At 70.8% G+C, this 23,334-nt stretch carries 22 protein-coding genes; 9 read left to right on the top strand and 13 right to left on the bottom strand.

Annotation, left to right across the window (positions count from 1 at the left end; genetic code table 11):
• Positions 1-57: 57 nt before the first annotated feature.
• The 6 genes from IF46_RS0110345 to IF46_RS0110320 form a co-directional block, all read right to left on the bottom strand.
• Positions 58-972, bottom strand: coding sequence for a tetratricopeptide repeat protein (locus IF46_RS0110345; RefSeq protein ID WP_030488085.1), 915 nt, complete (start codon positions 970-972; stop codon positions 58-60).
• 208 nt (positions 973-1,180) lie between these two features.
• Entirely contained in the window at positions 1,181-2,869 is a 1,689-nt protein-coding gene (locus IF46_RS0110340; protein ID WP_030488084.1) for an acyl-CoA mutase large subunit family protein, read from the bottom strand.
• 106 nt (positions 2,870-2,975) lie between these two features.
• Positions 2,976-3,377 (bottom strand): Asp23/Gls24 family envelope stress response protein, encoded by a 402-nt coding sequence (locus IF46_RS0110335; RefSeq protein ID WP_030488083.1) that lies wholly within the window; start codon positions 3,375-3,377, stop codon positions 2,976-2,978.
• 160 nt (positions 3,378-3,537) lie between these two features.
• Complete coding sequence (locus tag IF46_RS0110330) at positions 3,538-3,957, bottom strand: Asp23/Gls24 family envelope stress response protein (RefSeq protein ID WP_030488082.1); 420 nt, start codon at positions 3,955-3,957, stop codon at positions 3,538-3,540.
• Positions 3,958-4,232: 275 nt separating this feature from the next.
• Positions 4,233-5,237 carry a methylmalonyl Co-A mutase-associated GTPase MeaB gene (meaB, locus tag IF46_RS0110325; RefSeq protein WP_030488081.1) on the bottom strand — a complete coding sequence of 335 codons (1,005 nt, stop codon included), beginning with the start codon at positions 5,235-5,237 and terminating at the stop codon, positions 4,233-4,235.
• Positions 5,234-6,433 (bottom strand): acetyl-CoA C-acetyltransferase, encoded by a 1,200-nt coding sequence (locus IF46_RS0110320; RefSeq protein ID WP_030488080.1) that lies wholly within the window; start codon positions 6,431-6,433, stop codon positions 5,234-5,236. The genes meaB and IF46_RS0110320 overlap by 4 nt, the downstream gene beginning before the upstream one ends.
• Positions 6,434-6,494: 61 nt before the next feature.
• Between IF46_RS0110320 and mce the strand changes: the two genes are divergently transcribed.
• From mce to IF46_RS0110300, 4 genes are all read left to right on the top strand, one after another.
• Positions 6,495-6,968, top strand: coding sequence for a methylmalonyl-CoA epimerase (gene mce / locus IF46_RS0110315; RefSeq protein ID WP_030488079.1), 474 nt, complete (start codon positions 6,495-6,497; stop codon positions 6,966-6,968).
• Positions 6,969-7,288: 320 nt separating this feature from the next.
• Positions 7,289-8,644, top strand: a complete 1,356-nt coding sequence (gene ccrA / locus IF46_RS0110310; protein WP_030488078.1) for a crotonyl-CoA carboxylase/reductase — start codon at positions 7,289-7,291, stop codon at positions 8,642-8,644.
• A gap of 330 nt (positions 8,645-8,974) precedes the next feature.
• Positions 8,975-10,237 (top strand): DivIVA domain-containing protein, encoded by a 1,263-nt coding sequence (locus IF46_RS0110305; RefSeq protein WP_030488077.1) that lies wholly within the window; start codon positions 8,975-8,977, stop codon positions 10,235-10,237.
• Between the two features lie 176 nt (positions 10,238-10,413).
• Positions 10,414-12,384 (top strand): hypothetical protein, encoded by a 1,971-nt coding sequence (locus IF46_RS0110300; protein WP_030488076.1) that lies wholly within the window; start codon positions 10,414-10,416, stop codon positions 12,382-12,384.
• Between the two features lie 91 nt (positions 12,385-12,475).
• Here the strand turns inward: IF46_RS0110300 and IF46_RS0110295 are convergent, their stop codons facing one another.
• Positions 12,476-12,814 (bottom strand): hypothetical protein, encoded by a 339-nt coding sequence (locus IF46_RS0110295; RefSeq protein WP_030488075.1) that lies wholly within the window; start codon positions 12,812-12,814, stop codon positions 12,476-12,478.
• Positions 12,815-13,178: 364 nt separating this feature from the next.
• Between IF46_RS0110295 and IF46_RS0110290 the strand changes: the two genes are divergently transcribed.
• The 3 genes from IF46_RS0110290 to IF46_RS0110280 all read left to right on the top strand — a co-directional run bounded on the left by IF46_RS0110290 (position 13,179) and on the right by IF46_RS0110280 (position 15,373).
• Positions 13,179-13,958, top strand: coding sequence for a helix-turn-helix domain-containing protein (locus IF46_RS0110290; protein WP_030488074.1), 780 nt, complete (start codon positions 13,179-13,181; stop codon positions 13,956-13,958).
• Positions 13,949-14,137, top strand: coding sequence for a DUF397 domain-containing protein (locus tag IF46_RS0110285; protein ID WP_030488073.1), 189 nt, complete (start codon positions 13,949-13,951; stop codon positions 14,135-14,137). Before IF46_RS0110290 ends, IF46_RS0110285 begins: the two co-directional genes overlap by 10 nt.
• Positions 14,138-14,272: 135 nt before the next feature.
• Positions 14,273-15,373, top strand: coding sequence for an AI-2E family transporter (locus IF46_RS0110280; RefSeq protein ID WP_084597870.1), 1,101 nt, complete (start codon positions 14,273-14,275; stop codon positions 15,371-15,373).
• A gap of 3 nt (positions 15,374-15,376) precedes the next feature.
• On the opposite strand, the gene IF46_RS0110275 is transcribed toward IF46_RS0110280, so the two are convergent.
• The 5 genes from IF46_RS0110275 to IF46_RS0110255 all read right to left on the bottom strand — a co-directional run bounded on the left by IF46_RS0110275 (position 15,377) and on the right by IF46_RS0110255 (position 20,138).
• Positions 15,377-16,186 carry an alpha/beta hydrolase gene (locus IF46_RS0110275; RefSeq protein ID WP_030488071.1) on the bottom strand — a complete coding sequence of 270 codons (810 nt, stop codon included), beginning with the start codon at positions 16,184-16,186 and terminating at the stop codon, positions 15,377-15,379.
• A 92-nt stretch (positions 16,187-16,278) separates the two neighbouring features.
• Complete coding sequence (locus IF46_RS0110270) at positions 16,279-16,602, bottom strand: hypothetical protein (protein ID WP_232233999.1); 324 nt, start codon at positions 16,600-16,602, stop codon at positions 16,279-16,281.
• A gap of 46 nt (positions 16,603-16,648) precedes the next feature.
• Positions 16,649-18,439 (bottom strand): 3-hydroxyacyl-CoA dehydrogenase family protein, encoded by a 1,791-nt coding sequence (locus IF46_RS0110265; RefSeq protein WP_030488069.1) that lies wholly within the window; start codon positions 18,437-18,439, stop codon positions 16,649-16,651.
• Positions 18,440-18,568: 129 nt separating this feature from the next.
• Positions 18,569-19,639, bottom strand: a complete 1,071-nt coding sequence (locus tag IF46_RS0110260) for an alpha/beta fold hydrolase (RefSeq protein ID WP_420063556.1) — start codon at positions 19,637-19,639, stop codon at positions 18,569-18,571.
• A gap of 82 nt (positions 19,640-19,721) precedes the next feature.
• Positions 19,722-20,138, bottom strand: a complete 417-nt coding sequence (locus IF46_RS0110255) for an FHA domain-containing protein (RefSeq protein ID WP_030488067.1) — start codon at positions 20,136-20,138, stop codon at positions 19,722-19,724.
• 256 nt (positions 20,139-20,394) lie between these two features.
• Here IF46_RS0110255 and IF46_RS0110250 point away from each other — a divergent pair, with 256 nt between their 5' ends.
• Both IF46_RS0110250 and IF46_RS0110245 read left to right on the top strand, forming a co-directional pair.
• Positions 20,395-21,891, top strand: coding sequence for an aldehyde dehydrogenase family protein (locus IF46_RS0110250; protein ID WP_030488066.1), 1,497 nt, complete (start codon positions 20,395-20,397; stop codon positions 21,889-21,891).
• A gap of 80 nt (positions 21,892-21,971) precedes the next feature.
• The gene (locus IF46_RS0110245; protein WP_030488065.1) at positions 21,972-22,628 is read left to right on the top strand and encodes a methyltransferase domain-containing protein; all 657 of its coding nucleotides are present in this window, start codon (positions 21,972-21,974) and stop codon (positions 22,626-22,628) included.
• Positions 22,629-22,636: 8 nt separating this feature from the next.
• On the opposite strand, the gene nucS is transcribed toward IF46_RS0110245, so the two are convergent.
• Positions 22,637-23,296 carry an endonuclease NucS gene (nucS, locus tag IF46_RS0110240; RefSeq protein WP_030488064.1) on the bottom strand — a complete coding sequence of 220 codons (660 nt, stop codon included), beginning with the start codon at positions 23,294-23,296 and terminating at the stop codon, positions 22,637-22,639.
• Positions 23,297-23,334: the final 38 nt, after the last annotated feature.

The following is a 23,334-nucleotide window of genomic DNA, read 5'->3' as shown; positions in this document are numbered from 1 at the left end:
TCCTCGGTGGTCGGGCGGGCCGGCCGGAACGCCGGCCCGCGCTGGCGTGCTTCGAACTCAGAACAGGGCGCTGGCCAGGGCCCGACGTGCCGAGGCGACCGCCGGGTCGTCCGGGCCAGCAATGGAGAAGAGCGAGACCAGGTGCTGGCGTACCGTCTCGCGGTCCTCTCCGGCGGTGCGCCGGACCAGACCGACGAGCCGCGCGTACGCCTGCTCGGCCAGGCCACTGAGCACCTCGATGTCGGCGGCCAGCAGTTGGGCGGCGACGTCGTCGGGGGCGCTCTCGGCGGCGGCCAGCGCGGTGGACGGGTCGGCGCCGGCCACCCGGCGGGCCACCCCGACCTGGGCCAGCCCGGCCGTGGCCGCGGCGTCCGCCGGGGCGTCGGCCAGGATCTTCCGGTACGCCTGCTCGGCGGCGTCCAGATCGCCGCTCATCAGCGCGTCGTCCGCCTCGTCGAGGCGGGGGTCCTCCGGCTCGGCGACGGTCACGCCGCCGGCCTTGAGGACGGCCTGGAGCCACTGCCGCAGTTGCGCCTCGGGCACCACGCCGGAGAAGGCGTCGACCGGCTGACCCCCGACGACCGCGTAGACCATAGGAATGCCCTGGACCCGGAACATCTGGGCGATTCGGGGATTTTCCTGCACGTCGACCCGGGCCAGCACCCAGGTGCCGCCGCCCTCGGCGTTCAACCGCTCCAGGACCGGGGCGAACTCATCGCTCTCCGGGAAGCCGGCCGCGCCGAAGAACACGACGACGGGTGTGGCCATCGAGCGTTCGAGCACGTCGGACTGGATGGTCGCCTCGGTGACATCGACGATGGCGGTGTCACCGCCGGCTGTGGGGGCGCCGTTGGTCGGGCCGCCCTGCGCGGGCGTGCCGGGGCGGGGACTTGCTGGTGCGGGGCCACGCAGCGTGCTGAGGTCGACCGCGCCGCGGGTGAAGATCGACGAGGTGATCCGTGGGTCGCTCATGGTTACCTAGTCTCGCACGTGAGCCCCCGATCTCAGCTCACCCGCAACCCCGACGTTGCAACTCTCACCCCGCCCTCCCACCTCGCCCCGCACCCCCGTGCCCCACCCCCGCGATCTTGCACTTTCTGCTGTCAAAACGCGGCATTCACACCGTTTGCCGGGACAGCAAGTGCAAGATCGACGGGGGCAGGGTGGGGTGGGGTGGGGGTTAGAAGCGGGCTGGTTCGCGGTAGGTGCCCCATTCGGCGCGCAGGGCGTCGCAGATCTCGCCCAGGGTCGCCTCGGCGCGGACGGCGTCGAGCATCGCGGGGATCATGTTCTCGTCGGTGCGGCTCGCCTCGATCATCCGAGTCACCGCCGCGCGGACCGCCGAGGAGTCCCGCGCGCTCTTGCGCTCGGCGAGCACCCGGCGCTGCTCCAGCTCCACCTCGTGCGAGATGCGCAGGATCTCCAACTCCTTGGCGACGGTGCCGGTGTGGCAGTTGACGCCGACGATCTTCTTGTCGCCCTTCTCGAGGGCCTGCTGGTAGACGAAGGCCGACTCGGCGATGTGCCCGGTGAACCAGCCGTCCTCGATACCGCGCAGGATGCCCGAGGTCATCGGGCCGATCTGGTGTGGTCCGTCCCCGCCGAGCTGCCGGATCCGGGTGAAGATCTCCTCCGCCTCGGCCTCGATCTTGTCGGTCAGCGCCTCGACGTACCAGGAGCCGCCGAGCGGGTCGGCCACGTTGACCACGCCGGTCTCCTCCATCAGCACCTGCTGGGTACGCAGGGCGATCTCGGCCGACTCGTCGGTGGGCAGCGCCAGGGTCTCGTCCAGCGCGTTGGTGTGCAGCGAGTTCGTTCCGCCGAGCACCGCGGCGAGCGCCTCGACGGCGGTGCGTACGACGTTGTTGACCGGCTGCTGGGCGGTCAGCGACACCCCGGCGGTCTGCGTGTGGAACCGCAGCCACAGCGCCTTCTCGCTGGTCGCGCCGTAGACGTCGCGCAGCCAGCGGGCCCAGATGCGGCGGGCGGCGCGGAACTTGGCGATCTCCTCGAAGAAGTCGAGGTGCGAGTCGAAGAAGAAGCTCAGGCCCGGCGCGAAGACGTTCACGTCCAGCCCACGCGAGAGACCCAGCTCGACGTAGCCGAAGCCGTCGGCGAGGGTGTACGCCAACTCCTGCGCGGCGGTCGAGCCAGCCTCGCGGATGTGGTAGCCGGAGACCGACAGCGGCTTGTAGCGCGGGATCTCGGCGGCGCAGTATTCCATCAGGTCGCCGATCAGGCGCAGGTGCGGCTCCGGGTCGAAGAGCCACTCCTTCTGCGCGATGTACTCCTTGAAGATGTCGGTCTGCAGGGTGCCGTCCAGCTTGGACAGGTCGGCGCCCTGCCGCTCGGCGGCGACCAGGTACATGCAGAACACCGGCACGGCCGGGCCGGAGATGGTCATCGAGGTGGTGACGCCGGCCAGGTCGATGCCGTCGAAGAGCGCCTGCATGTCGGTTGCGGTGTCGATGGCCACGCCGCAGTGGCCGACCTCGCCGAGCGCCTGCGGGTCGTCCGAGTCGCGGCCCATCAGCGTCGGCATGTCGAACGCGACCGAGAGGCCGCCGCCACCAGCGCCGAGGATCATCTTGTAGCGCTCGTTGGTCTGCTGGGCGTTGCCGAAGCCGGCGAACTGCCGGATCGTCCAGGTCCGCCCGCGGTAGCCGGTCGGATGCAAACCCCGGGTGTACGGATACTCGCCCGGCCAGCCGATCCGTTCGAAGCCCGGATAGGTGGCGCCTTCGGGCGGCCCGTACACCGGCTCCACCGGCATTCCGGAGAGCGTGGTGAAGTCCGCGTCCCGCTTGCGCGCGGCGTCGTACCGGGCCTGCCAGCGCGCCCGTCCGGCGTCGATCTCGTCGGCGTCCATGAGCAGGGCTCCTCCTCGGGGTCCTCGACTGCACGTCGAGTGTAGAGCCCTCACCTGAACGATCGCTAAGTCACTTCGTACCGGTGGGTAATCAGGTCAAGATCACCTACGCGGCGGGCCCGCCCATCGCCACGTCGTCGACCCGGATGTTGACCTCGTCGACCCGCAGCCCGTACGCCTCGACCGCCTCGGTCACCTGGGCACGCACCTGACTGGTGATCTCCGGCACCGGCCGACCGGCCTCGATCACCAGGACCAGGTTGACCACGGCGGCGTCCCCGGTCACGTGGGCCGAGCAACCCCGTCGGGCGTCACCCACCTGATCCAGCCCGACCCGGTCCAGCACCGCATTGAAGAACCGGGCGACGTCCCCACCCAGCTCGACCACACCGGGCACCGCGCGGGCGGCCGCGACGGCGATCTTCTCGATCACCTCGTCCGCGACGTGCGTCGTCCCGCCAGCCGGCACCGAAGCCGTGGTCAGTTCCTGCGTCGCCTCGTGGTCCACAGTCACTCCCCTGTTCCTCGCGTTGCCGTGCCGGGACACCGTCCGGCCCACTGCCGGAGGGGCGGTTGCGAGCCTACTAGGAAGAGGTGCCAGCAGGCTGGCCCCGCTGGGCGGCCAATGGGCGGCCCGACAGCCCTTGCGCCGTCGGGCCGCTGACGCGTCAGGCGCCGGCTGCAGCCTCCGGCTGGTTCAGCTCGATGTCGTCCACCGTGACGTTGACCCCGGTGACCGTCAGGCCGTACTTCTCCACTGCCTCGATCACCGCGACCCGCACCGCTTCGGTCACGTCGGCCACGATGTGCCCGGCCTCGATCACCAGGACCACGTTGATGACGGCCGAACTGCCCTTCACCTCGGCCGAGATGCCCCGACCGGCGTCGCCCGTCTCGTCCAGGCCGACCTTGTCCAGGATGCCGTTGAAGAACCGGGCCACGTCACCGCCAAGATCGGCGACACCGGCCACCGAGCGAGCGGCGGCCCCGGCGATCTTCTCTACGACCTCGTCGGAAACCGCCGTGACGCCCCGAGCCACGCCTGTCGCGGGCTGCACTGCACCGGCGTTCTCCACCGCATCCGTCATGTTCACATCTCCCCTGGTCCCGAAGCGTGTGGGCCGACCGATTCGGCAGCCCGCCGCGCGGCAGCTAGCTTCCGGCCACGCGCCGCGAGCCTACTAAAACAGCAGCGACAGTCGCTTTTGGGCAGGCGATGGGCCGTGACCGCCCGACCGCGCGAGCCGCAGATTCTCGGCCGCTCGCCGGCCTCGGGCCCCTACGCTGCCGATCCGGTTCGTCCAGATTGGACGACCTCGCGCGGAGTCGCCCGGCGCGACTCCAGGAGCCACGTCACCGACGGTCAGCGGGCGAGCTGGGCGAGCAGTTCGTCCGCCGCCGTGTACGGGTCGGTGGCACCCTCGGCCACCTGTGCGGCGAGAGTGGACAACTGCGTACCGTCGCGAAGGGAGCCGATCCGGGCGCGGAGGATGCCGAGCGCGATCGCCTCGACCTCGGCGGCGGCCCGCGCCTCCTGGCGGCGGCGTAGCTCGCCGTGTTCGACAAGCCAGGCCCGGTGCTTGTCGATGGCCGCGGCGATGTCGTCGATGCCCTCGCCGCGCGCGGCGATCGAGCGGACCACCTGTGGCCGCCACTGCCCCGGCCCGCGCTCACCGAGAGCGATCATGCCCTGGATGTCCCGGACGGTGGCGTCGACGCCGTCCCGGTCCGCCTTGTTGACCACGAACACGTCGGCGATCTCCAGGATGCCGGCCTTGACCGCCTGGATCGCGTCGCCCATGCCAGGCGCGAGCAGCACAAGCGTCGTGTCGGCCAGCGAGGCGACCTCCACCTCGGCCTGCCCGACGCCGACGGTCTCCACCAGCACCACGTCGCAGCCGGCGCCCTCCAGCACCCGGACCGCCTGCGGCGTCGCCGCGGCCAGCCCGCCGAGGTGCCCCCGGCTGGACATCGACCGGATGTAGACGCCCGGATCCGTGGCGTGGTCCTGCATCCGGACCCGGTCACCGAGGATCGCCCCGCCGGTGAACGGGCTGGACGGGTCGACCGCCAACACGCCCACCCGGTGCCCCTGGGCCCGCAGCGCGCGGACCAACTCGTTGGTGGTGGTCGACTTGCCCACGCCGGGTGAACCGGTCAGCCCGACCACCTGGGCCTGCCCCGCGTACGGCGCCAACGCCGCCGCGATCGCCGGCAACAGCGGGTCACCGTTCTCCACCAGCGTGATCAGCCGGGCCACCGCGCGGGGGTCACCCGCGCGGGCCCGCTCGACCAGCAGCGGTACGTCCCGGCTGCGGCGCACCGACGTGGTGCCCGCTGCCGGGGCGTGCTCAGCCGCCTCGCTCACTGGTTGATCTCAGCCTTGCCCGGCACGTGGATGATCAGCGCGTCGCCCTGGCCACCGCCGCCACACAGCGCCGCCGCGCCGGTGCCACCACCGCGCCGCTTCAGCTCCAAGGCGAGGGTGAGTACGAGACGCGCGCCGGACATGCCGATCGGGTGCCCCAGCGCGATCGCGCCGCCGTTGACGTTCACCTTGTCCGGGCTGATCCCGAGGTCCCGGGTCGACTGCACACCCACCTGCGCGAACGCCTCGTTGATCTCGATGAGGTCCAGGTCCGTCACGCTCAGGCCACCCTTCTTCAGGGCGTGGTTGATCGCGTTGGACGGCTGCGAGTGCAGGGAGTTGTCCGGGCCCGCCACGTTGCCGTGCGCGCCGATCTCGGCCAGCCAGGTCAGCCCCAGCTCCTTCGCCTTGGCCTTGCTCATCACCAGGACCGCGGCGGCGCCGTCGGAGATCGGCGACGAGCTGCCGGCGGTGATGGTGCCGTCCTTGGCGAAGGCGGGACGCAGCTTGGCCAGCGACTCGACCGTGGTGTCCGGACGGATGCCCTCGTCCTCGCTGATCACCAGCGGGTCACCCTTGCGCTGCGGGATGACCACCGGGGCGATCTCGTCGGCGAAGTGGCCGTTCTTCTGCGCGGCGGCGGCCCGCTGGTGGCTGGCCGCGGCGAAGGCGTCCTGCTCCGCGCGGGAGATGCCGTGCTTGGCACCGGCCCGCTCGGTCGACTCGCCCATCGAGCAGCAGTCCCAGGCGTCGCTGAGCCCGTCGTGCGCCATGTGGTCCTTGACCACCACGTCGCCGTACTTGTAGCCGGTGCGCTGGCCCATCAGCAGGTGCGGGGCGTTTGTCATCGACTCCATGCCGCCGGCCACCACGATGTCGAACTCGCCGGCGCGGATCAGCTGGTCGGCCAGGGCGATCGCGTCCAGGCCGGAGAGGCAGACCTTGTTGATGGTCAGCGCCGGCACGGACATCGGCACGCCGGCCTCGACCGCCGCCTGCCGAGCCGGGATCTGACCGGTGCCGGCCTGCAACACCTGCCCCATGATCACGTACTGGACCTGGTCCGGGCTTACCCCGGCACGCTCCAGCGCCGCCTTGATGGCGATCCCGCCGAGCTTGGTGGCCGGAAGGTCCTTGAGGTTGCCCAGCAGCCGGCCCATCGGGGTCCGCGCGCCGCTGACGATCACCGAAGCCATGCCTGCCTCCGAGGGGGTGCCGAGCTGTACGCCTTAACGATTGTTCGGCCAGACTAGCGCCATGGCAGAGAACTCCCCCGCCGAGCCCGGTGCGGACTACGTCACAGACATCGGCCTTCGCAAGATTGACCACGTCGGGATCGCCGTGGCCGACCTGGACGCCGCGATCGACTTCTACCAGCGGACGTTCGGGATGCGCTGCGTACACGTCGAGACCAACGCCGAGCAGGGCGTTCGGGAAGCGATGCTGGCCGTCGGGCCGACCACCGAGGGCGGCTGCGTGCAGTTGCTCGCCCCGCTCACCCCGGAGTCGACGATCGCCAAGTTCCTGGACCGCAACGGGCCGGGCGTGCAGCAGGTCGCGTACACGGTGGTGGACATCGACGCGGCCTGTGCGGCGCTGCGCGAACGCGGGATGCGGCTGCTCTACGACGCTCCCCGTCGCGGCACCGCGGACAGCCGGATCAACTTCGTCCACCCGAAGGACGCCGGCGGCGTCCTGATCGAACTAGTAGAACCCGCCCCCACCCACTGACCCGCACCCCACCCTGTTGATCAAGAGGCTTGCGTCATCCTGCGCCTCGTACGTGACCGAAAGCTCTTGATCAACAGGGTGGATCGACGCGGACGCGCACGTCAGTGCGCGGTTGGCGGGGTGGTTGGGCACCTTTACGCATCAGCGGATGCAGTTTTTCACAGAGGACTTCCCGGCCTAGCTACCGTTCAGTAACGTCCGGCCCCACAGGAGCGCGACCGGTGCCGGATGTGTCGAATGCCGACATGGTGGTCGCGCCTACCGGCGCCGACGATGGCAGCACCCGGGCCCGTGCGGGTGCGGATGAACCGGAGGTCACCGTGCAGCACATCCTCGAAGCGATCATGGCGGCGGAGGAATCGAACGATCCGGACCGCGAACTCGCGGGCGTCGCCGGGCTGCCCGTACCGGAGAGCTACCGAGGCGTGGTGGTCCGCGCCGAGGAGGCCCGGATGTTCGACGGAATGGCCACCCGGGACAAGGACCCCCGCAAGGCACTCCACGTGCAGGAGGTGCCGACGCCGGAGCTGGCGCCGGGCGAGGCGCTGGTCGCCGTGATGGCGAGCGCGATCAACTACAACACCGTGTGGACCAGCATCTTCGAGCCGGTGTCCACCTTCAAGTTCCTCCAGCGCTACGGCCGGGTCTCCGAGCTGACCCGCCGGCACGACCTGCCGTACCACGTGGTCGGCTCGGACGCGGCGGGCGTGGTGCTGCGCACCGGCCCCGGGGTGACCCGCTGGGCCGCCGGCGACGAGGTGGTCGCGCACTGTCTCTCCGTCGAGCTGGAGGACGCGGCCGGGCACGACGACACCATGCTCGACCCGCAGCAGCGAATCTGGGGCTTCGAGACCAACTTCGGCGGGTTGGCCGAGCTGGCCGTGGTCAAGGCCAACCAGCTGATGCCCAAGCCACGGCACCTGAGCTGGGAGGAGGCGGCCAGCCCCGGGCTGGTCAACTCCACCGCGTACCGGCAGCTCGTCTCGCACCACGGGGCCAACATGAAGCAGGGCGACGTGGTGCTGATCTGGGGCGCCTCCGGTGGGCTCGGCGGGTACGCAACCCAGATGGCGCTCAACGGCGGCGCCATCCCGGTCTGCGTCGTCTCCTCGCCGGAGAAGGCCGAGCTGTGCCGCCGGATGGGCGCGGACCTGGTCATCGACCGGGCCGCGGAGGGTTTCCGCTTCTGGAAGGACGAGGAGACCCAGGACCCGGACGAGTGGCGGCGCTTCGGCGAGCGCATCCGTGAGCTGACCGGCGGCGAGGACCCGGACATCGTCTTCGAGCACCCGGGTCGGGAGACGTTCGGCGCGAGCGTCTACGTGGCCCGGCGCGGTGGGACCATCGTCACCTGCGCCTCCACGAGCGGTTTCCAGCACCAGTACGACAACCGCTACCTGTGGATGCACCTCAAGCGGATCGTCGGGAGCCACTTCGCCAACTACCACGAGGCGTGGCAGGCCAACCGTCTCGTCGCGCTCGGCAAGGTGCACCCGACGGTGTCCCGCACCTACCCGTTGGAGCAGACCGGCCAGGCCGCGTACGAGGTGCACCGCAACGCCCACCAGGGCAAGGTCGGTGTGCGCTGTCTCGCACCCACCGACGGGCTGGGCGTACGCGACGGGGAGTTGCGGTCCCGGCACGAGGACGCGATCAACCGGTTCCGAGGTCACTGACCGCCACCGGCGGTCGCTTCGGTCACTGACCGCTACGGCGCACCCGGCCGGTACCGGCCGGACGGTTGAACGTTGGTTGGCCATTACGATGATCGCTCATTGTTCTTCCGCTCCCATTAGCGGATAAGCCACCCGGATCGAACAAAGGGCCTCGGGGTAACCCCGGGGCCCTTTTCCGCGTCACGCTGCGTGGCGTCCGACCCGCCTGGACCTGCCAAGATCGCCGATTGGCCCCACCCCGCCCATCACAGGAGTTGACCATGTAAAGAGGGCACGAAAGCTGCGCACCGCTCTTGCGAAGCACCCTGGGGCGTCTGCCAGTATGTCCCAATGCCCCAGCAGCAGTCCTCCCCTCTCGCGTTCTTCGATAACGCGAACTCGCAGCCAGATTTCACCGTTGGCCTGCGCGGATACAACACCCATCAGGTCGACGACTTCCTCGGCCGGATGACCGCCGCGCTGACCCAGTCCGAGCAGGCCCGTGCCGAGGCTGAGCAGCGGATGAACGACGCCCAGCGTCGGCTCCGCCAGGCCGAACAGCGCATGAGTGCGCTGGAGCAGAAGCTCACCGACACGAACAAGCAGCTCGAAGAGAACAGCCGGCCCACCCTCTCCGGGCTCGGCACCCGCGTCGAGCAGATCCTCCGGCTCGCCGAGGAGCAGGCCAACGACCACCGCAACGAGGCCAAGCGCGAGGCGGAGGGCATTCTCTCCGCCGCCCGCCTCGAGGCCCGCGAGATCACCGACAAGGCCCGCGCCGAAGCCGCCGCCATGAAGGCGAGCGCCGAGCGCGAGGCTGGCAACCTGCGCACGACCGCCGAGCGCGAGGCCGCCGAGGTCCGGGTGCAGGCCCGCCGCGAGGCTGACACGCTGCGCGCGGACGCCGACCGCGAGACCAAGCAGCTGCGTACCGTCACCGCGCACGAGGTGGCCGAGCTGAAGTCGACCGTCGAGCGGGAGGTCGCCACCCTGCGGGCCACCGCCGAGCGGGAGATCACCCAGCAGCGGGCGAAGGCCGCCCGCGAGGCTGAGGAGAAGCGCGCCGAGGCGACCAAGCTGCTGACCGATGCGCGCGACAAGCGCGACAAGGACCTGCAGGCCCTGGAGCTCCAGCTGGCCGAGCGGCGGGAGAAGGCCGAGCGCGAGGAGTCCGAGCGGCACGCCGCCCAGGTCGCGCAGACCCAGAAGATGGTCAGCGAGGCCGAGCAGCGTGCCCGGGCCGCGCAGGAGCGGGCCAAGGAGATCGAGCAGCGCGCCGAGGCGCGGCGGGTCGAGTCGGAGCGCAACGCCGCCGAGACGGTCGACAAGGCCAAGGCCCACTCGGAGAAGACGCTCAACGAGGCGAAGGCCGAGTCGCAGCGTCTGCTCACCGAGGCCCGCACCGAGGCGGAGCTGACCACGCAGGCCGCCCGCCGCGAGGTCGAGGACCTCACCCGGCAGAAGGACGCGGTCACGTCGCAGCTGGGCCAGATGCTCTCCGGGCTCGCCGGCATCGTTCCGGGAATGCCGGCACAGGCCGCCCCGGCTGCCAAGCCGGAGGCCAAGAAGACCGATGGCGGTCAGGAGCGGGTCCCCGCGGAGACCGCCGGCTGACGCGAGCGTCAGGTCGGGGCATCGACGGCGCGAGGTGACACTGGGTAACCAGTGCCACCTCGCGCTGTACGCGTTTCCCAGCCCGTGGTGTCACCCACCCGCAACTGAGTGAAGTAGCTCCCACAAGGGCCGTCCGTATCGCCCCAGCAGGGCCGGTTGCGTGTGAGGATGGGGGCATGTCGCACGGCGAGGAACTGTTCGCTCTCGGCGGGGACGTGACGACGGAGCCCAGCTTCGAGTCCGCTCTGCGGGGGTATGAGAAGAAACAGGTCGACCGTTATGTCGCGCGTGCTGAGCACGAGATCGCGACCCTCGCCTCCGAACGGGAACAGGCGTACACACAGATCCACAAGCTCGCCGGCCAGGTCGAGGTTCTTCAGCGCGACCTGACCCAGGTGCGCAAGCAGATGAACGTGGTCGACCGGGCCTCGTTCCGGCATCTCGGCCCGCGGGTCGAGTCGATCCTCACGCTCGCCGAGGAGCAGGCCGAGGAGATCCTCGCCGACGCGGGTGGGGTGATCGAGGCTCGCCGTGCCGCAGCGGAGAACATCATCGAGGAGGCCCGCGAGCAGGCCGCGCGGGCACTGAAGGACTTCGAGATCGCCCTCGCCGCCCGGCGCTCGGAGGAGGAGCGGCACAGCGCCGCCAAGCGGGCCGAGGCGGACGCGACCCTGCGGTCGGCCAAGGACGAGTCGGCGCAGTTGCGCAAGGCGGCGCAGGACGCGCTGGCGAAGGCCCAGCAGGAGGCCACCCAGCTGCGGGACACCGCCAAGGAGATCCACGCCCGGGCCCAGCAGGAGGCCACCAAGCTGCGCGAGGCGGCCCGCGAGGCGCTGGTCACCGCCCGGCAGGAGGCCAGCGATCTGCGCGAGGCCGCCAAGGAGGTGCATGCCAAGGCCCTCCAGGAGGCCAAGCGGCTGACCGACACCGCGACCGAGGCCGGTCGGGCCACCCACGCCAAGGCGCAGCAGGAGGCCAAGCAGATCATCGACGACGCGTCGATGGCCGGTCGGGCCACCCGCGCCAAGGCGCAGCAGGAGGCGGAGCGGCTGACCACGCAGGCCTCCGAGGCGGCCAAGCGCGGCCGCGCCGAGACCGAGGCGTACGTGCAGCGCATGCGCACCGAGACCGAGGCGTACGTGCAGCACACCCGGGCGCAGACCCAGCAGGAGCTGGGTGCCTGGCGGGCCGGGGTGGAGCAGGAGGTCAACTCCCGTCGGGAGGCCGCCGAGCAGGAGTTCGCCAAGCGCCGCGATGAGCTGGACAAGCAGCACGCGTCGCGCCAGCAGGAGCTGGAGAGCGGGTTCACGAGCCGGCAGCAGGAGCTGGAGACCGCATACTCCGGCCGCAAGGACGAGCTGGAAGCCGAGCACTCCACGCGCAAGAACGAGCTGGAGGCCGAGTACACGGCTCGCAAGAACGAGATCGAGCAGGGTGCGGCCGGGGTCCGCCAGGCCGCCGAGCAGGACGCGGCGGCGCTGCGCCAGCGCTCCGAGGAGGAGGCCGCCGAACTGCTGCGCCGGGCCGAGACCGAGGCCGGCGACAAGCGCCGCAAGGCCGACGAGCATGTCGCGGCGTCACGGCGGCAGTTCGAGGAGTACGCGGCCACCACGCAGCAGCACCTGGCCACCACCCAGCAGCACCTGGCGGCGACCCAGCAGGAGTCGGCGGCGGGCCGGCAGCAGTTGGCCCAGGTGATGCTGGAGATCGCTCAGGCCCAGCAGCAGCTCGCGGACCTGCGGCAGGAGACCTGGAAGGCTCGACAGGAGTCCGACGAGCTTCAGCGTCAGATGTCCGAGGCACGGTTGGAGAGTGTCGCCGGTCCGATCGACGGTCCGACCACGCCGGCCACGCCGACCGCGCCGGTGACGGCAGAGAGCGCGAGCGTCGGCGTACCCGCTGGTGGGGGCGAGGCCGGGCAGACCACGACGCGGCCGGTGGCCGAGCCGGTGACCACCGTGGACGGTGGGACGGCGAGCGCCGGGGTGGACGGGGAGCCGACCGTGGCCGCCGTTCCGGGCGAGGGTGGCCGGGGCGCCAAACCCACCAAGATCACTAGCACCGGTGAGAACGGCAAGCGACCCACCAAGCCGACCACCGACGAGCGCAGCGCCAAGCCCAGCAAGGTCACCATCGAGAAGGAGTGACGGGCACCTCCACCCGCCCAAGCTTCGAGATCTTGGACAGTTTCCGTCAGGGCGGAACGGAAACTGCCCAAGATCTGCGGATCGGCAGGGTCTAGCCGACGTCCGGAGGCGGGTCGATGATCGGGCGACGGAACGGGCCCCACGCCACGAAGCGTTCGAACAGCTCCCTGGGCGCCGGCCCGTCGTAGGGATTGAGCTGGTACAGGTCGTGCGCCGCCTCGTGGTAGAGCCCGGCCAGGTAGATGGTCAGCGCGGCCGGGTCCTCGCCGAACTCCGCCTTGAGCAGCAGCCGGGCGTCCACGCAGGGCCAGGGCCGACCATCGGCCCGGCAGCGCCACGTGGGTCGCAGCGGGGTGTGCGGCGTCCGCGCGCCGCAGGGCCGGGGAAAGATGGGGTACGGCCCGAGCCGCGGCTGCGGCAGCCCCGACACCGGGGTACGTGCCTTCCCGGCGGGGCTGGAGCCCGGCGGAGTGCAGCCGGCGGACGACCGCGACGTCGAGGTGACGCCGACAGACAGCGACCGGCCGGCAGGGCGAGACGTGGGCATGGGGTTATCTCCTCGACTAAGGCACGGTCGCTCCGCCGTGCAACGACAGTCCCGCGCGGTGGGGATCCGCAGTGGTCCGGGGCGACCCGGTACGTGACAGTCTGCTGAGGACACGGCTACGGTCGGAAGACATCGTCGAGCCCGGTGGGGTGACTGCGGGAACGATGCGACCCGCCGGGTCGACCGGTGGAGATGACCCTCGACCTGCGGAGGCACTGTGGAAGGCGACGCCGCGCCGACGGCCGACATGATCCGTGCGCAACTGCGCCGGCTGCGGACCGCCGCCGGGATGAGTCAGGAGGACTTCGGCCGGCTGGTGCACTACTCCGGCTCGATGGTGTCCGCGCTGGAGCTGGGCCAACGCCCGCTCGATCGGCTCTTCCTGGCCCGCGCCGACGAGGTGCTGACCACCGGCGGCCTGCTCATCTACCTGCTCAAGCTCGCCGAACGCGACGGTCAGCCGAGCTGGTTCCGACCCTGGCTGGATGCCGAACGCGGTGCCCGCCAACTGCGCTGCTTCCAACCCACGCTGATCCCCGGCCTGCTCCAGACCGAGAACTACGCCCGCGCGGTGATCCGCTGCGACGACCTACTGAGCGACGACGAGGTCGAACGACGAGTCCACGCCCGCCTGGACCGCCAGTCCCTCCTGGTGCAGCCGGAGCCGCCGCAGTTCGTCGCCGTCGTCGACGAGTTGGTGCTGCGGCGTGCCGGCGAGGAGGTCCGAGGGTTGATGGTCGAGCAGATCAGCCATCTGGTCGCCAGCCTGGCGCGGCCGCACGTCAGCTTGCACATCGTTCCGGCCGAGGTCGGGTTGCACGTAGGCCTGTCGGGGCCGTTCAACCTCGCCCGAGGCGCGGACGGCGGCTGGGTGGGGCATATGGAGCACCAAATTGACGGCCTTGTGGTCGATAGCGACCACGAAGTGGCTACGCTGCTGACGCGCTGGGAGATGATCAGAAACAGTGCGCTGCCCCGCCAGCAGTCGATCGAGCTGATGAAGGAAGTTGTGACCTCATGGACCTGACCGGCGCGTTGTGGCGCACGTCCACCCGTAGCGGCAATGGTGAATGTGTCGAGGTGGCGGACAACCTGCCCGGGTTCGTGGGCGTACGGGACAGCAAGGACCCGACCGGCCCGGTGCTGGTGTTCGCGCCGGCCGTGTGGCGGGCGTTCGTCGCTGTCGCTCGTCGTCCCACCGCCTGAGCCCGGAGGTCCCTGGTGCCACAGCACGACCCATCCGGCGACGACTCGGACGTGACCCACAACCCGGACGCGACCAGCGGTCGTCCGTCGACGGAAAGGCCGACGGCGGAAACCGCACCGGTCGACACACCGCCGGTGCCGGTCCCCGCCCCGGGGTTCGACCCGGAGGAGCCGCCGGCGGTCCCGTCCGGAAAGTTCGGCACACCGGGGCGGCCACTGCGCCGCAGCAGCTTCCTGCTCGGCTTCACCGGCGCGCTGGGCGTGCTGCTGGCGTACACCCTCTATCTGGGGATTCGCAATGCCGGCGGCATCCTCGTGCTGGTGGTGATCGCGCTCTTCCTCGCGGTCGGCCTCAACCCGGCGGTGGCCCGGCTAGGCCGCTGGGGCGTGCCGCACGGCCTGGCGGTGGCCGGGGTGGCGTTGACGGTGGTGTTGCTGCTCTGCGGCGGCATCGTGGCGCTGGTCCCGCCGATCGTCACTCAGTCGGGGCAGTTCATCGACCAGATCCCGAGCCTGCTCGACGAGTTGCGCCGCAACCCGACGGTCAATGACCTGGTGGAGCGGTACGACGTGGTGGAGCGGGTGCAGGGTGCGGCCAACGCGGAGACGGTCGGGCGGGCGCTCGGCGGGGTGCTGGGCGGCGCACAACTGATCTTTGGCACGGTGTTCCGGACGCTGACCGTGCTGGTGCTGACGATCTACTTCCTGGCCTACTTCGACAAGCTGCGCTCACTGGGCTACTCGTTGGTGCCCCGGTCGCGGCGGCAGCGGGTGCAGCTGATCGGTGACGAGATACTGGCCAAGGTTGGCGCCTACATGGTCGGCGCGCTGAGCATCGCGGTGCTGGCCGGCGCGACCACCTTCGTCTTCGCGCTGATCGTCGACCTGCCGTACCCATTCGCGCTGGCCGTGGTGGTCGCGGTGACCGACCTGATCCCACAGATCGGCGCCACCCTGGGCGCGGTGATCGTGAGCCTGGTCGGCTTCGCCGCCGACCTGCCCACCGGCATCGCCTGCGCGGTCTTCTTCCTGATCTACCAGCAGGTGGAGAACTACCTCATCTACCCGAAGGTGATGCGGCGCTCGGTGGAGGTCAACGAGGTGGCCGCCCTGCTGGCCGCGCTGCTCGGGGTGGCGCTGTTGGGCGTGGTGGGCGCTTTGATCGCCATCCCCACGGTCGCCGCGCTGCAACTGATCCTGCGCGAGGTGGTGCTGCCCCGCCAGGAACGCCGCTGAGCGTCAGTCGGCCTGACCGGCGGCCGGGCCGGGGACGGGCGTGTCGGCGAAGGCGGCCACCGTCCGGTCGGCGTACGCGCTGACGTCGCCGGCCTCCATCGGGCCGTCCCAGGTCGTCGGCAGCGGCACCTCGACGGCCGGGTTGACCCGCCGGACGATCTCGTCGAGCACCGTCTCCGCGTCGCCCACCCAGAGGTGCTTGGCGCCCGGCACCCCGACCACCTCGGCCTGCGGCACGGCGGCGAACCGCTCCCGCGCCTCGGTCGGGCGCAGGTAGTCGTCGAACTCCGGCACCAGCGCCACCAGCGGACGACCCGAGTTGGCCCAGGTGGCCAGGTCCTCAGGGGCGGAGAAACGCAGCGGCGGGGAGAGCAGGATCGCCCCGGCGATCGTCGGGTCGCAGCCGTACTTCAGCGCCAGGTCGGTGCCGAACGACCACCCGACGAGCCAGATGTTGGGCAGCTCGGCGAACTCCGCGTACTCGATGGCGGCGGCCACGTCGTACCGCTCGCCCACCGCGCCGTCGAAGGCGCCCTCGCTGGTGCCGCGCACGCTGCTGGTGCCCCGGGTGTTGAACCGGAGTACGGCCAGGTCGGCGAGCGCGGGCAACCGCCAGGCGGCCTTGCGGAACACATGGCTGTCCATCATCCCGCCGTGGGTGGGCAGCGGGTGCAGGCAGACCAGGGTGGCCACCGGCGGCCGGTCGGCCGGCAGGGCCAGCTCACCGACCAGCTTCAGACCGTCGGCGGTATGCAGCTCGATGTCCTCCCGGCGACCGGGCAGGATCGACGACGCGCGGATCGCTGTGCTCACCGCCCAAGTCTGTCGCGAAGTCGCCGTCGCCGCCCGCCCAGGCACGAACAGGGTGACCCACGTCGCTCAGCGGGGTCGCTCAGCCGCGCCACTCAGTAGCGCGGGGCGCCCCGGCCGCGCTGCACCGCCGGGCCGCGCCGGTCCCGGGCCCGCCAGCAGCCGCTGTGCCAGTGCCGCCGGTCGGTCAGATCACCCAGGCCGTCCGCCGGCCAGGCCACCAGGTGCGCCACCCCGGGCCGGATCTCCTGGTTACAACCGGGGCAGCGGTACGTCTTCACGGACGCGCCCGCGCCGATTCCGCGTACCTGCCAAGCGCCGTCGGTCCACTGCTGCACCGAGGCGACGCCCTGCCGGACCCGGTCGTCGTCCAGGTTGGCGTTCTCGTCCCGGCGAGGGCGGTTGCGACGGGGGCTCACAGTCACCAAGCGTACTTCCGGCGGGTGAGACCGACCCCGGCGGCGGTCAGCGGTGCGAGTGGTCGCGGAAGCCGCGGCGAGTCTTGCGGCCCAGGTAGCCGGCGGTGACCAGGTGCTCCAGCAGCGGCGCGGGGGCGAAGCCCGGCTCGCGCAGCTCCAGGTACAGCTCCCGTTGGATCGCCAGGGAGACGTCCAGCCCGACGACGTCGAGCAGCTCGAACGGGCCCATCGGGTAGCCGCAGCCCAGCTTCATGGCGTGGTCGATGTCGTCGGCGGTCGAGTAGCTGGCCTCCAACATCTTCACCGCGTCGTTCAGGTACGGGAAGAGCAGCGCGTTGACGATGAACCCGGCCCGGTCGCCGCAGACCACGCCGGTCTTGCCGAGGGCGGCGCAGACGGCGCGGGCGGTGGCGGTGGCCTCCGGGGAGGTGCGGATGGTGCGGACCACCTCCACCAGCGGCATGACCGGCGCCGGGTTGAAGAAGTGCAGCCCCACCACGTCGGCCGGTCGCTGGGTGGCCATCGCCACGTCGATCACCGGCAGCGACGAGGTGGTGGTAGCCAGCACCACGCCCGGCTTGCAGATCTCGTCGAGGCTCGCGAAGAGGGCCTTCTTGACGCTCAGCTCCTCGACGACCGCCTCGACCACCAGGTCGACGTCGGCGAGGTGGTCGAGCGTGGCGGACCAGCTGATCCGGCCCAGGGCGGCGTCCCGATCGGCCTCGGCGAGCTTGCCCCGCACCACACCCTTGTTCAGCGAGGTCTTCACCGCCTCGCAGACCTTCGCGGACTTCTCCATGCCGCGGGTCACCGAGACGACCTCGTAGCCGGCCTTCGCGAAGACCTCGATGATCCCGGTGGCCATCGTCCCCGAGCCGACCACGCCGACCTTGGCGATGGCGCGCGCGCCGTCGGCGAGCACGGCCTCCGTCGCGGGCGGCGTCGCCTCATCCGGTACGACCACCGGGGAACCGGGCCGCTCATAGGTGTAGAAGCCCCGGCCGGACTTCCGGCCGAGCAGCCCCGCCGTCACCATCTGCTTGAGCAGTGGCACCGGAGCGTGCCGACGGTCCCGCCCGCCGCGCCGGTACATGGTGTCCAAGATCTCGTACGCGGTGTCCAGGCCGATCAGGTCCATCAGCGCCAGCGGGCCCATCGGCAGGCCGCAGCCGAGCTTCATCGCGGCGTCGATGTCCTCCCGGGTCGCGTAGTGCGACTCGAACATGCCGACCGCGTGGTTGAGGTAGCCGAAGAGCAGCGCGTTGGCGATGAAGCCGGCCCGGTCGTTGATGGTGACGTCGACCTTGCCGAGCCGGGCGCAGAGCGCCTCCACGTCGGCGACCACCTCGGGTGCGGTGACGACCGTGCGGACCACCTCGACCAGCTTCATCACCGGGGCCGGGTTGAAGAAGTGGATGCCGATCACCTGATTGGGTCGGCTGGTGGCCACCGAGATCTCGGTGACGCTCAACGACGAGGTGTTGGTGGCGAGGATCGTCTCCGGGCGACAGACCCGGTCCAGCTCCGCGAAGATCCGCTGCTTGAGGTCCAGGTGCTCGGGTACCGCCTCGATGACCAGGTCGACGGAGTGCAGCGCGTCCAGCCCGACCGCGAAGTGCACCCGCTCGTGCAGAGCGTCGCGGTCCGCCTCGGCGAGCTTGCCCTTGGCGACCGCCCGGTCGGTGGAGCCCTTCAGGGTGGCCCGGCCACGCTCCAGCGCCGGCGCGGAGATCTCGACGGCCACCACGTCGATGCCGTTGCGGGCGAAGACCTCGACGATGCCGGCACCCATGGTGCCCAGCCCCACCACGCCAACGGTGCTGAACTCGCGCGCCACGACCGGCCTCCCCAGACACTCCGCACGACCGCTGAACGGCCGCTAAGGTTATGCGCGCGAGTCTGCCACGTGACGGTGGGTTGTCGAGATGCCGTGGCATATTTCACCCACGGCTGCCGGCCGGTGCGGTCAGCCGACTGACGAGCCGGTCAACGCCAACAACTCCGCGACGAACTCCGCCGGGCGCTCCAGGTGCGGGCTGTGACCACAACCGGGCAACACCACCTCGTGGTACGCACCGCCCGCCGCCGCGTACCGATCCAGCACCGCCCGGGTCTGGCCGACCATCGGCTGCGGCGGGCAGGCGTCCTCGCCGGGCCAGCCGGGCACGAGGCCCAGCGAGCCCAGGTACGCCAGGTCGAACAGCGAGGTGTCCGAGACGATGACGTCGGCGTCCCCGCGTACCCAGGTGACCGGGGGCTTCTCGGCGACGGCCACCAGCTTGTCGGCGAGCCGGAACCAGGTCGGCGCGAGCGCGTTGAGCACCCCCCGCTCCCCCGGCGCGGTGCCCGGCCAGTTCTCCGACGGCACCGCCGTGCCCGGGTAGTTGTCGTCTCCGGTAGCGGTGGAGAGCACGGTGTCCAGCAGCAGATCCTCGTCCACGCCCAACGCGGAGGGATCGGCCACATAGGTGGCTCGTAGCACGGCACGCGGGCTCGCCGGAGCATCCGCGCTGCGGTCACCGGTCGCGAGTCGGGCGACGAAGTCCGGGTTCGCGGTGCCGGCGCCGGTGCCGGCGAAGTCGGGGGTGGTCGGCGTGCCGGTCAGGTCGCGGGTGCCCCCGAAGCCGTACGGCGAGACCGGCGCGGCGAGCAGCAACGCTCCTACCCGGTGCGGCTGGTCGACCAGCAGACGCATCGCCACTCCGCCGCCCAGGGAGTGCCCGACCACCACCGGGCGAGCGTTGGCGTCGAAGAGCGTCGGGTCGTCCAGCAGCGCGGCCACGTCGTCGGCGAAGTCCCGCAGGCCCCGGGTGGCGTCCACCGGAGCCGTCGCGGAGTCGCCGTACCCCCGCAGGTCGGGGGCGACCACCCGCAGCGTCGGTGGCAGCCGCCGGACCAGCGGCTCCCAGAACAGCGCGGACGAGCAGTTGCCGTGGATCAGCAGCACCGGCGTGCCGTCCGGCGGGCCGGCAACCCGTACCGCCTGGGTGATGCCGTTCGCCGTGACGGTCCGCTGCTCGGTCTCCATCCGCGGCATGCTGCCACGGGCGTCCCCGCCGGTCCAGGTGTCGGACCGCCATCCGGCGCAGCGGCCCGGTGTGGCCGACCGCCGGGGGCGGTCAGCGACGCGCGCCCGGCGGTGTGGCCAGCGGCAGCGGCAGCGTCGGTCGGACGTCCCGCCGGGACGGGCCGAAGCTGAGCCCCACCGGGTCGGTAAGTGCCACCCCCGGGTCGAACAGGCGCAGCTCGGTACGGCCGAGCCGGATCACGTCACCGTCGGAGAGTCGTTCCACCTCGGTGATCCGGCGGTCGTTGAGCCAGGTGCCGTTTGTGGACCCCAGGTCCCGCAGGGACGGGCCCTCCGGCGCCAGCCACACCTCGGCGTGGCGACGGCTCAGGTGGGGGTCGTTGATGACCACCTGACCGGTTGGCGCCCGACCGATCACCTGTGGGTCGACCCCCATGCGAAAGCTCGCTCCGCGCATCGGCCCACCCGCGACCGTCAACAGCGGCATCAGTTCCGGGTGATCCTCCATGGACAGTCATCCCTCCACCCCACACCGTTACTCCGCGCGTCAGCCTGCCATCAGACGGTAATCGTCAATACCGACCGGCCGGTCAGCCTATCGTCACCTCCCGGCCATCTGCCGTTCGACGATTCGGGCGGGCAGTGTTCACCATCAACGCCCTGACCTGCACTGATCAACGATCGGCCGGGCCGGTGCGACGCCGGTCCCCCCACCCCGAATCGCGGACCTACCGGCGAGTAATCCTCGGGTCTAGACTTCCGCCATGACGGCAGTGCATATCCCGGGCGTTCCGGTCATCGAGGCGGGCCGGCTGGTCTCCACCAGCCCGGCGACCGGCGTAGAGGCCGGTCGCCTCCCGGTCGCCACCGACGAAGACGTCCGACAGGCCGTCGACCGTGCCCGCACCGCCGGCGAGTGGTGGGCCGCTCTCGGCTTCACCGGCCGCCGCACGCGGATGCTGCAATGGCGCGCGCTGCTCGCCAAGCGGATCGAGCAGTTGGCCGAGTTGGTGCACGTCGAGGGCGGCAAGCCGGTCGCCGACGCCATCGTCGAGATCGTCACCGCGATCGAGCACATCGACTGGGCCGCCCGCAACGCCGGCCGCGTGCTCGGCCCCCGCCGGGTGCGGTCCCGGCTCATCCTCGCCGAGTTCTCCGGGCACCTCGAATACCAGCCGCACGGCGTGGTGGGCGTGATCGGGCCGTGGAACTATCCGGTCTTCACCCCGATCGGCTCGGCCGCGTACGCCCTCGCCGCCGGCAACGGCGTGGTGCTCAAGCCGAGCGAATACACGCCCGTCGTCGGCCAGTGGCTGGTGGACAGCTTCGCCGAGGTGGTGCCCGAGCAGCCGGTGTTCACCGCCGTGCACGGGCTGGGCGACGTCGGTGCCGCGCTGTGCCGCTCCGGCGTCGACAAGCTGGCCTTCACCGGCTCCACCGCGACCGCCCGGAAGGTGATGGCCGCCTGCGCCGAGACGCTGACCCCGGTGCTGATCGAGGGCGGCGGCAAGGACGCCATGATCGTCGACAGCGACGCCGACCTGGACGCTGCCGCCGAGGCGTGCGTCTGGGGCGGCATGACCAACGCGGGTCAGACCTGCATCGGCATCGAGCGGGTGTACGCAGTCGACGCCGTCTTCGACGCCTTCGTCGACAAGGTGGTGGCTCGTGCCGGCCAGCTGACCGTCGGGGCGGAGGGCACCGACATCGGGCCGATCACCATGCCCAAGCAGATCGACGTGATCCGCCGGCACATCGACGCTGCGATCACCTCCGGCGGGCGTGCCGTGCTCGGCGGCCCGAGCGCCGTGCAGCCGCCGTACGTCCACCCCACTGTGCTCGTGGACGTCCCGGAGGAGTCGGCCGCCGTCCGCGAGGAGACCTTCGGCCCCACGCTGACCATCAGCCGGGTCCGCGACGCCGACGAGGCCGTCGCCCGCGCCAACGCCCTGTCGTACGGCCTGGGGGGTTCGGTCTTCGGCCGGCGGCGCGCGGTGGCCATCGCCCGGCGGCTGCGCTCCGGGATGGCCTCGGTCAACTCCACGCTCACCTTCGCCGGCATGTCCACCCTGCCGTTCGGCGGTGTCGGTGACTCCGGTTTCGGGCGCATCCACGGGGAGGACGGGCTGCGCGAGTTCGGTCGAGCCAAGGCGATCACCCGGCGTCGGGCCCGGTCGCTGCTGCCGTCGATGACCTTCGAACGGACCCCGACCGACGTGGCCCGACTCGTCAAGGCCATCAAGGTCATGTACGGAAGGTGAGTGTCGGATAACCGATCTTCAACAAAGATCGGCGTATCCACATGTTTATACACCGTGTCCGCAGCGGTACATTGCGTTAAATGGGCCACAATCGATTGCGCTACCGCCTTGTCGACAGCGACCAGTCGTGGAGCGCCCGGCGACGTCGGCACCGCTCGGACTGGCTGGCACGCACCTTTCCCGACATCGGTGACATGCACGTGGTCGATCTCGGTGGCCGGCTCGGCACCTGGCACCGCGCCACGGTTCGGCCGGCCCGGGTGACGGTCGTCAACCTGGAGCAGCCGCCCACCGTCGTGCCCGAATGGGCCCACGTCGAGCAGGCCGACGCCTGCGACCTGCCCCCGCACCTCGCCAAGAGCAGCTTCGACATGGTCTTCTCGAACTCGGTGCTGGAGCATGTGGGCGGGCACGAACGCCGACTTCGCTTCTCCGCCGCCGTCCGCTCACTGGCCGACCGGCACTGGGTGCAGACGCCCTACCGCTACTTCCCCATCGAGCCACACTGGATCGCGCCGGGAATGCAGTTCCTCCCGGTACGACTACGCACCGTGCTCGCCCAGCGCTGGCCGTTGGGGCACAAGCCGACCCGCAGCCACGACGCGGCCATCCACCAGGTGCTCTGGACCGAGTTGTTGGACCGCTCGCAGATGCGCCACTACTTCCCCGACTCGACCATGCTTGTGGAGCGGGCGTTCGGCCTGCCGAAGTCGCTGATCGCGGTGCGCGCCGGGTAGCGCGCCGGTCAGAAGAGGGTCAGCTCGTCCTTCTCGATGCCGCGCAGCTTGTCGTAGTTCACGACCACACACCGGATGCCCCGGTCGGCGGCGAGCACCCGGGCCTGCGGCTTGATCTCCTGGGCGGCGAAGACCCCGGCGACCGGGCTGAGCAGCGGGTCACGGTTCATCAACTCGAGGTAACGGGTCAACTGCTCCACCCCGTCGATGTCGCCACGCCGCTTGACCTCGACGGCCACCGAGCCCGAGTTGGCATCCCGACACAGCAGGTCGACCGGGCCGATCGCCGTCATGTACTCGCGACGGACCAGCGTGAACCCCTCACCCAAGGCACTCGGGTTGGCGGCCAACAACTCCTGGAGGTGCGCCTCCACCCCGTCCTTGCGCAGGCCCGGATCCACACCCAACTCGTACGAGGTGTCCTGGAAGATCTCCTCAAGGGTGATCCGCAGCTCCTCGCCAGCCTTGTTGACCACCCGCCACACACCGGGGGCCTCCTCCAGCCGACAGGGCGGGCTCATCCAGTTCAACGGCTTGTACGCCCGGTCGTCGGCGTGGATGGACACCGACCCGTCCGCCTTCACCATCAGCAACCGGGTGGCCAGCGGCAGGTGAGCCGAGAGCCGTCCGACGTAATCCACCGAGCACTTCGCAATGACCAACCGCACCCGACGAGGGTAGCCGAGCACCCACCGGTGGCCAGCGA

The organism is Micromonospora chokoriensis, from assembly GCF_000718555.1.
GTDB classification, from domain to species: Bacteria; Actinomycetota; Actinomycetes; order Mycobacteriales; family Micromonosporaceae; genus Micromonospora; species Micromonospora chokoriensis_B.
This window is presented reverse-complemented; position numbering and strand designations above follow the sequence as displayed.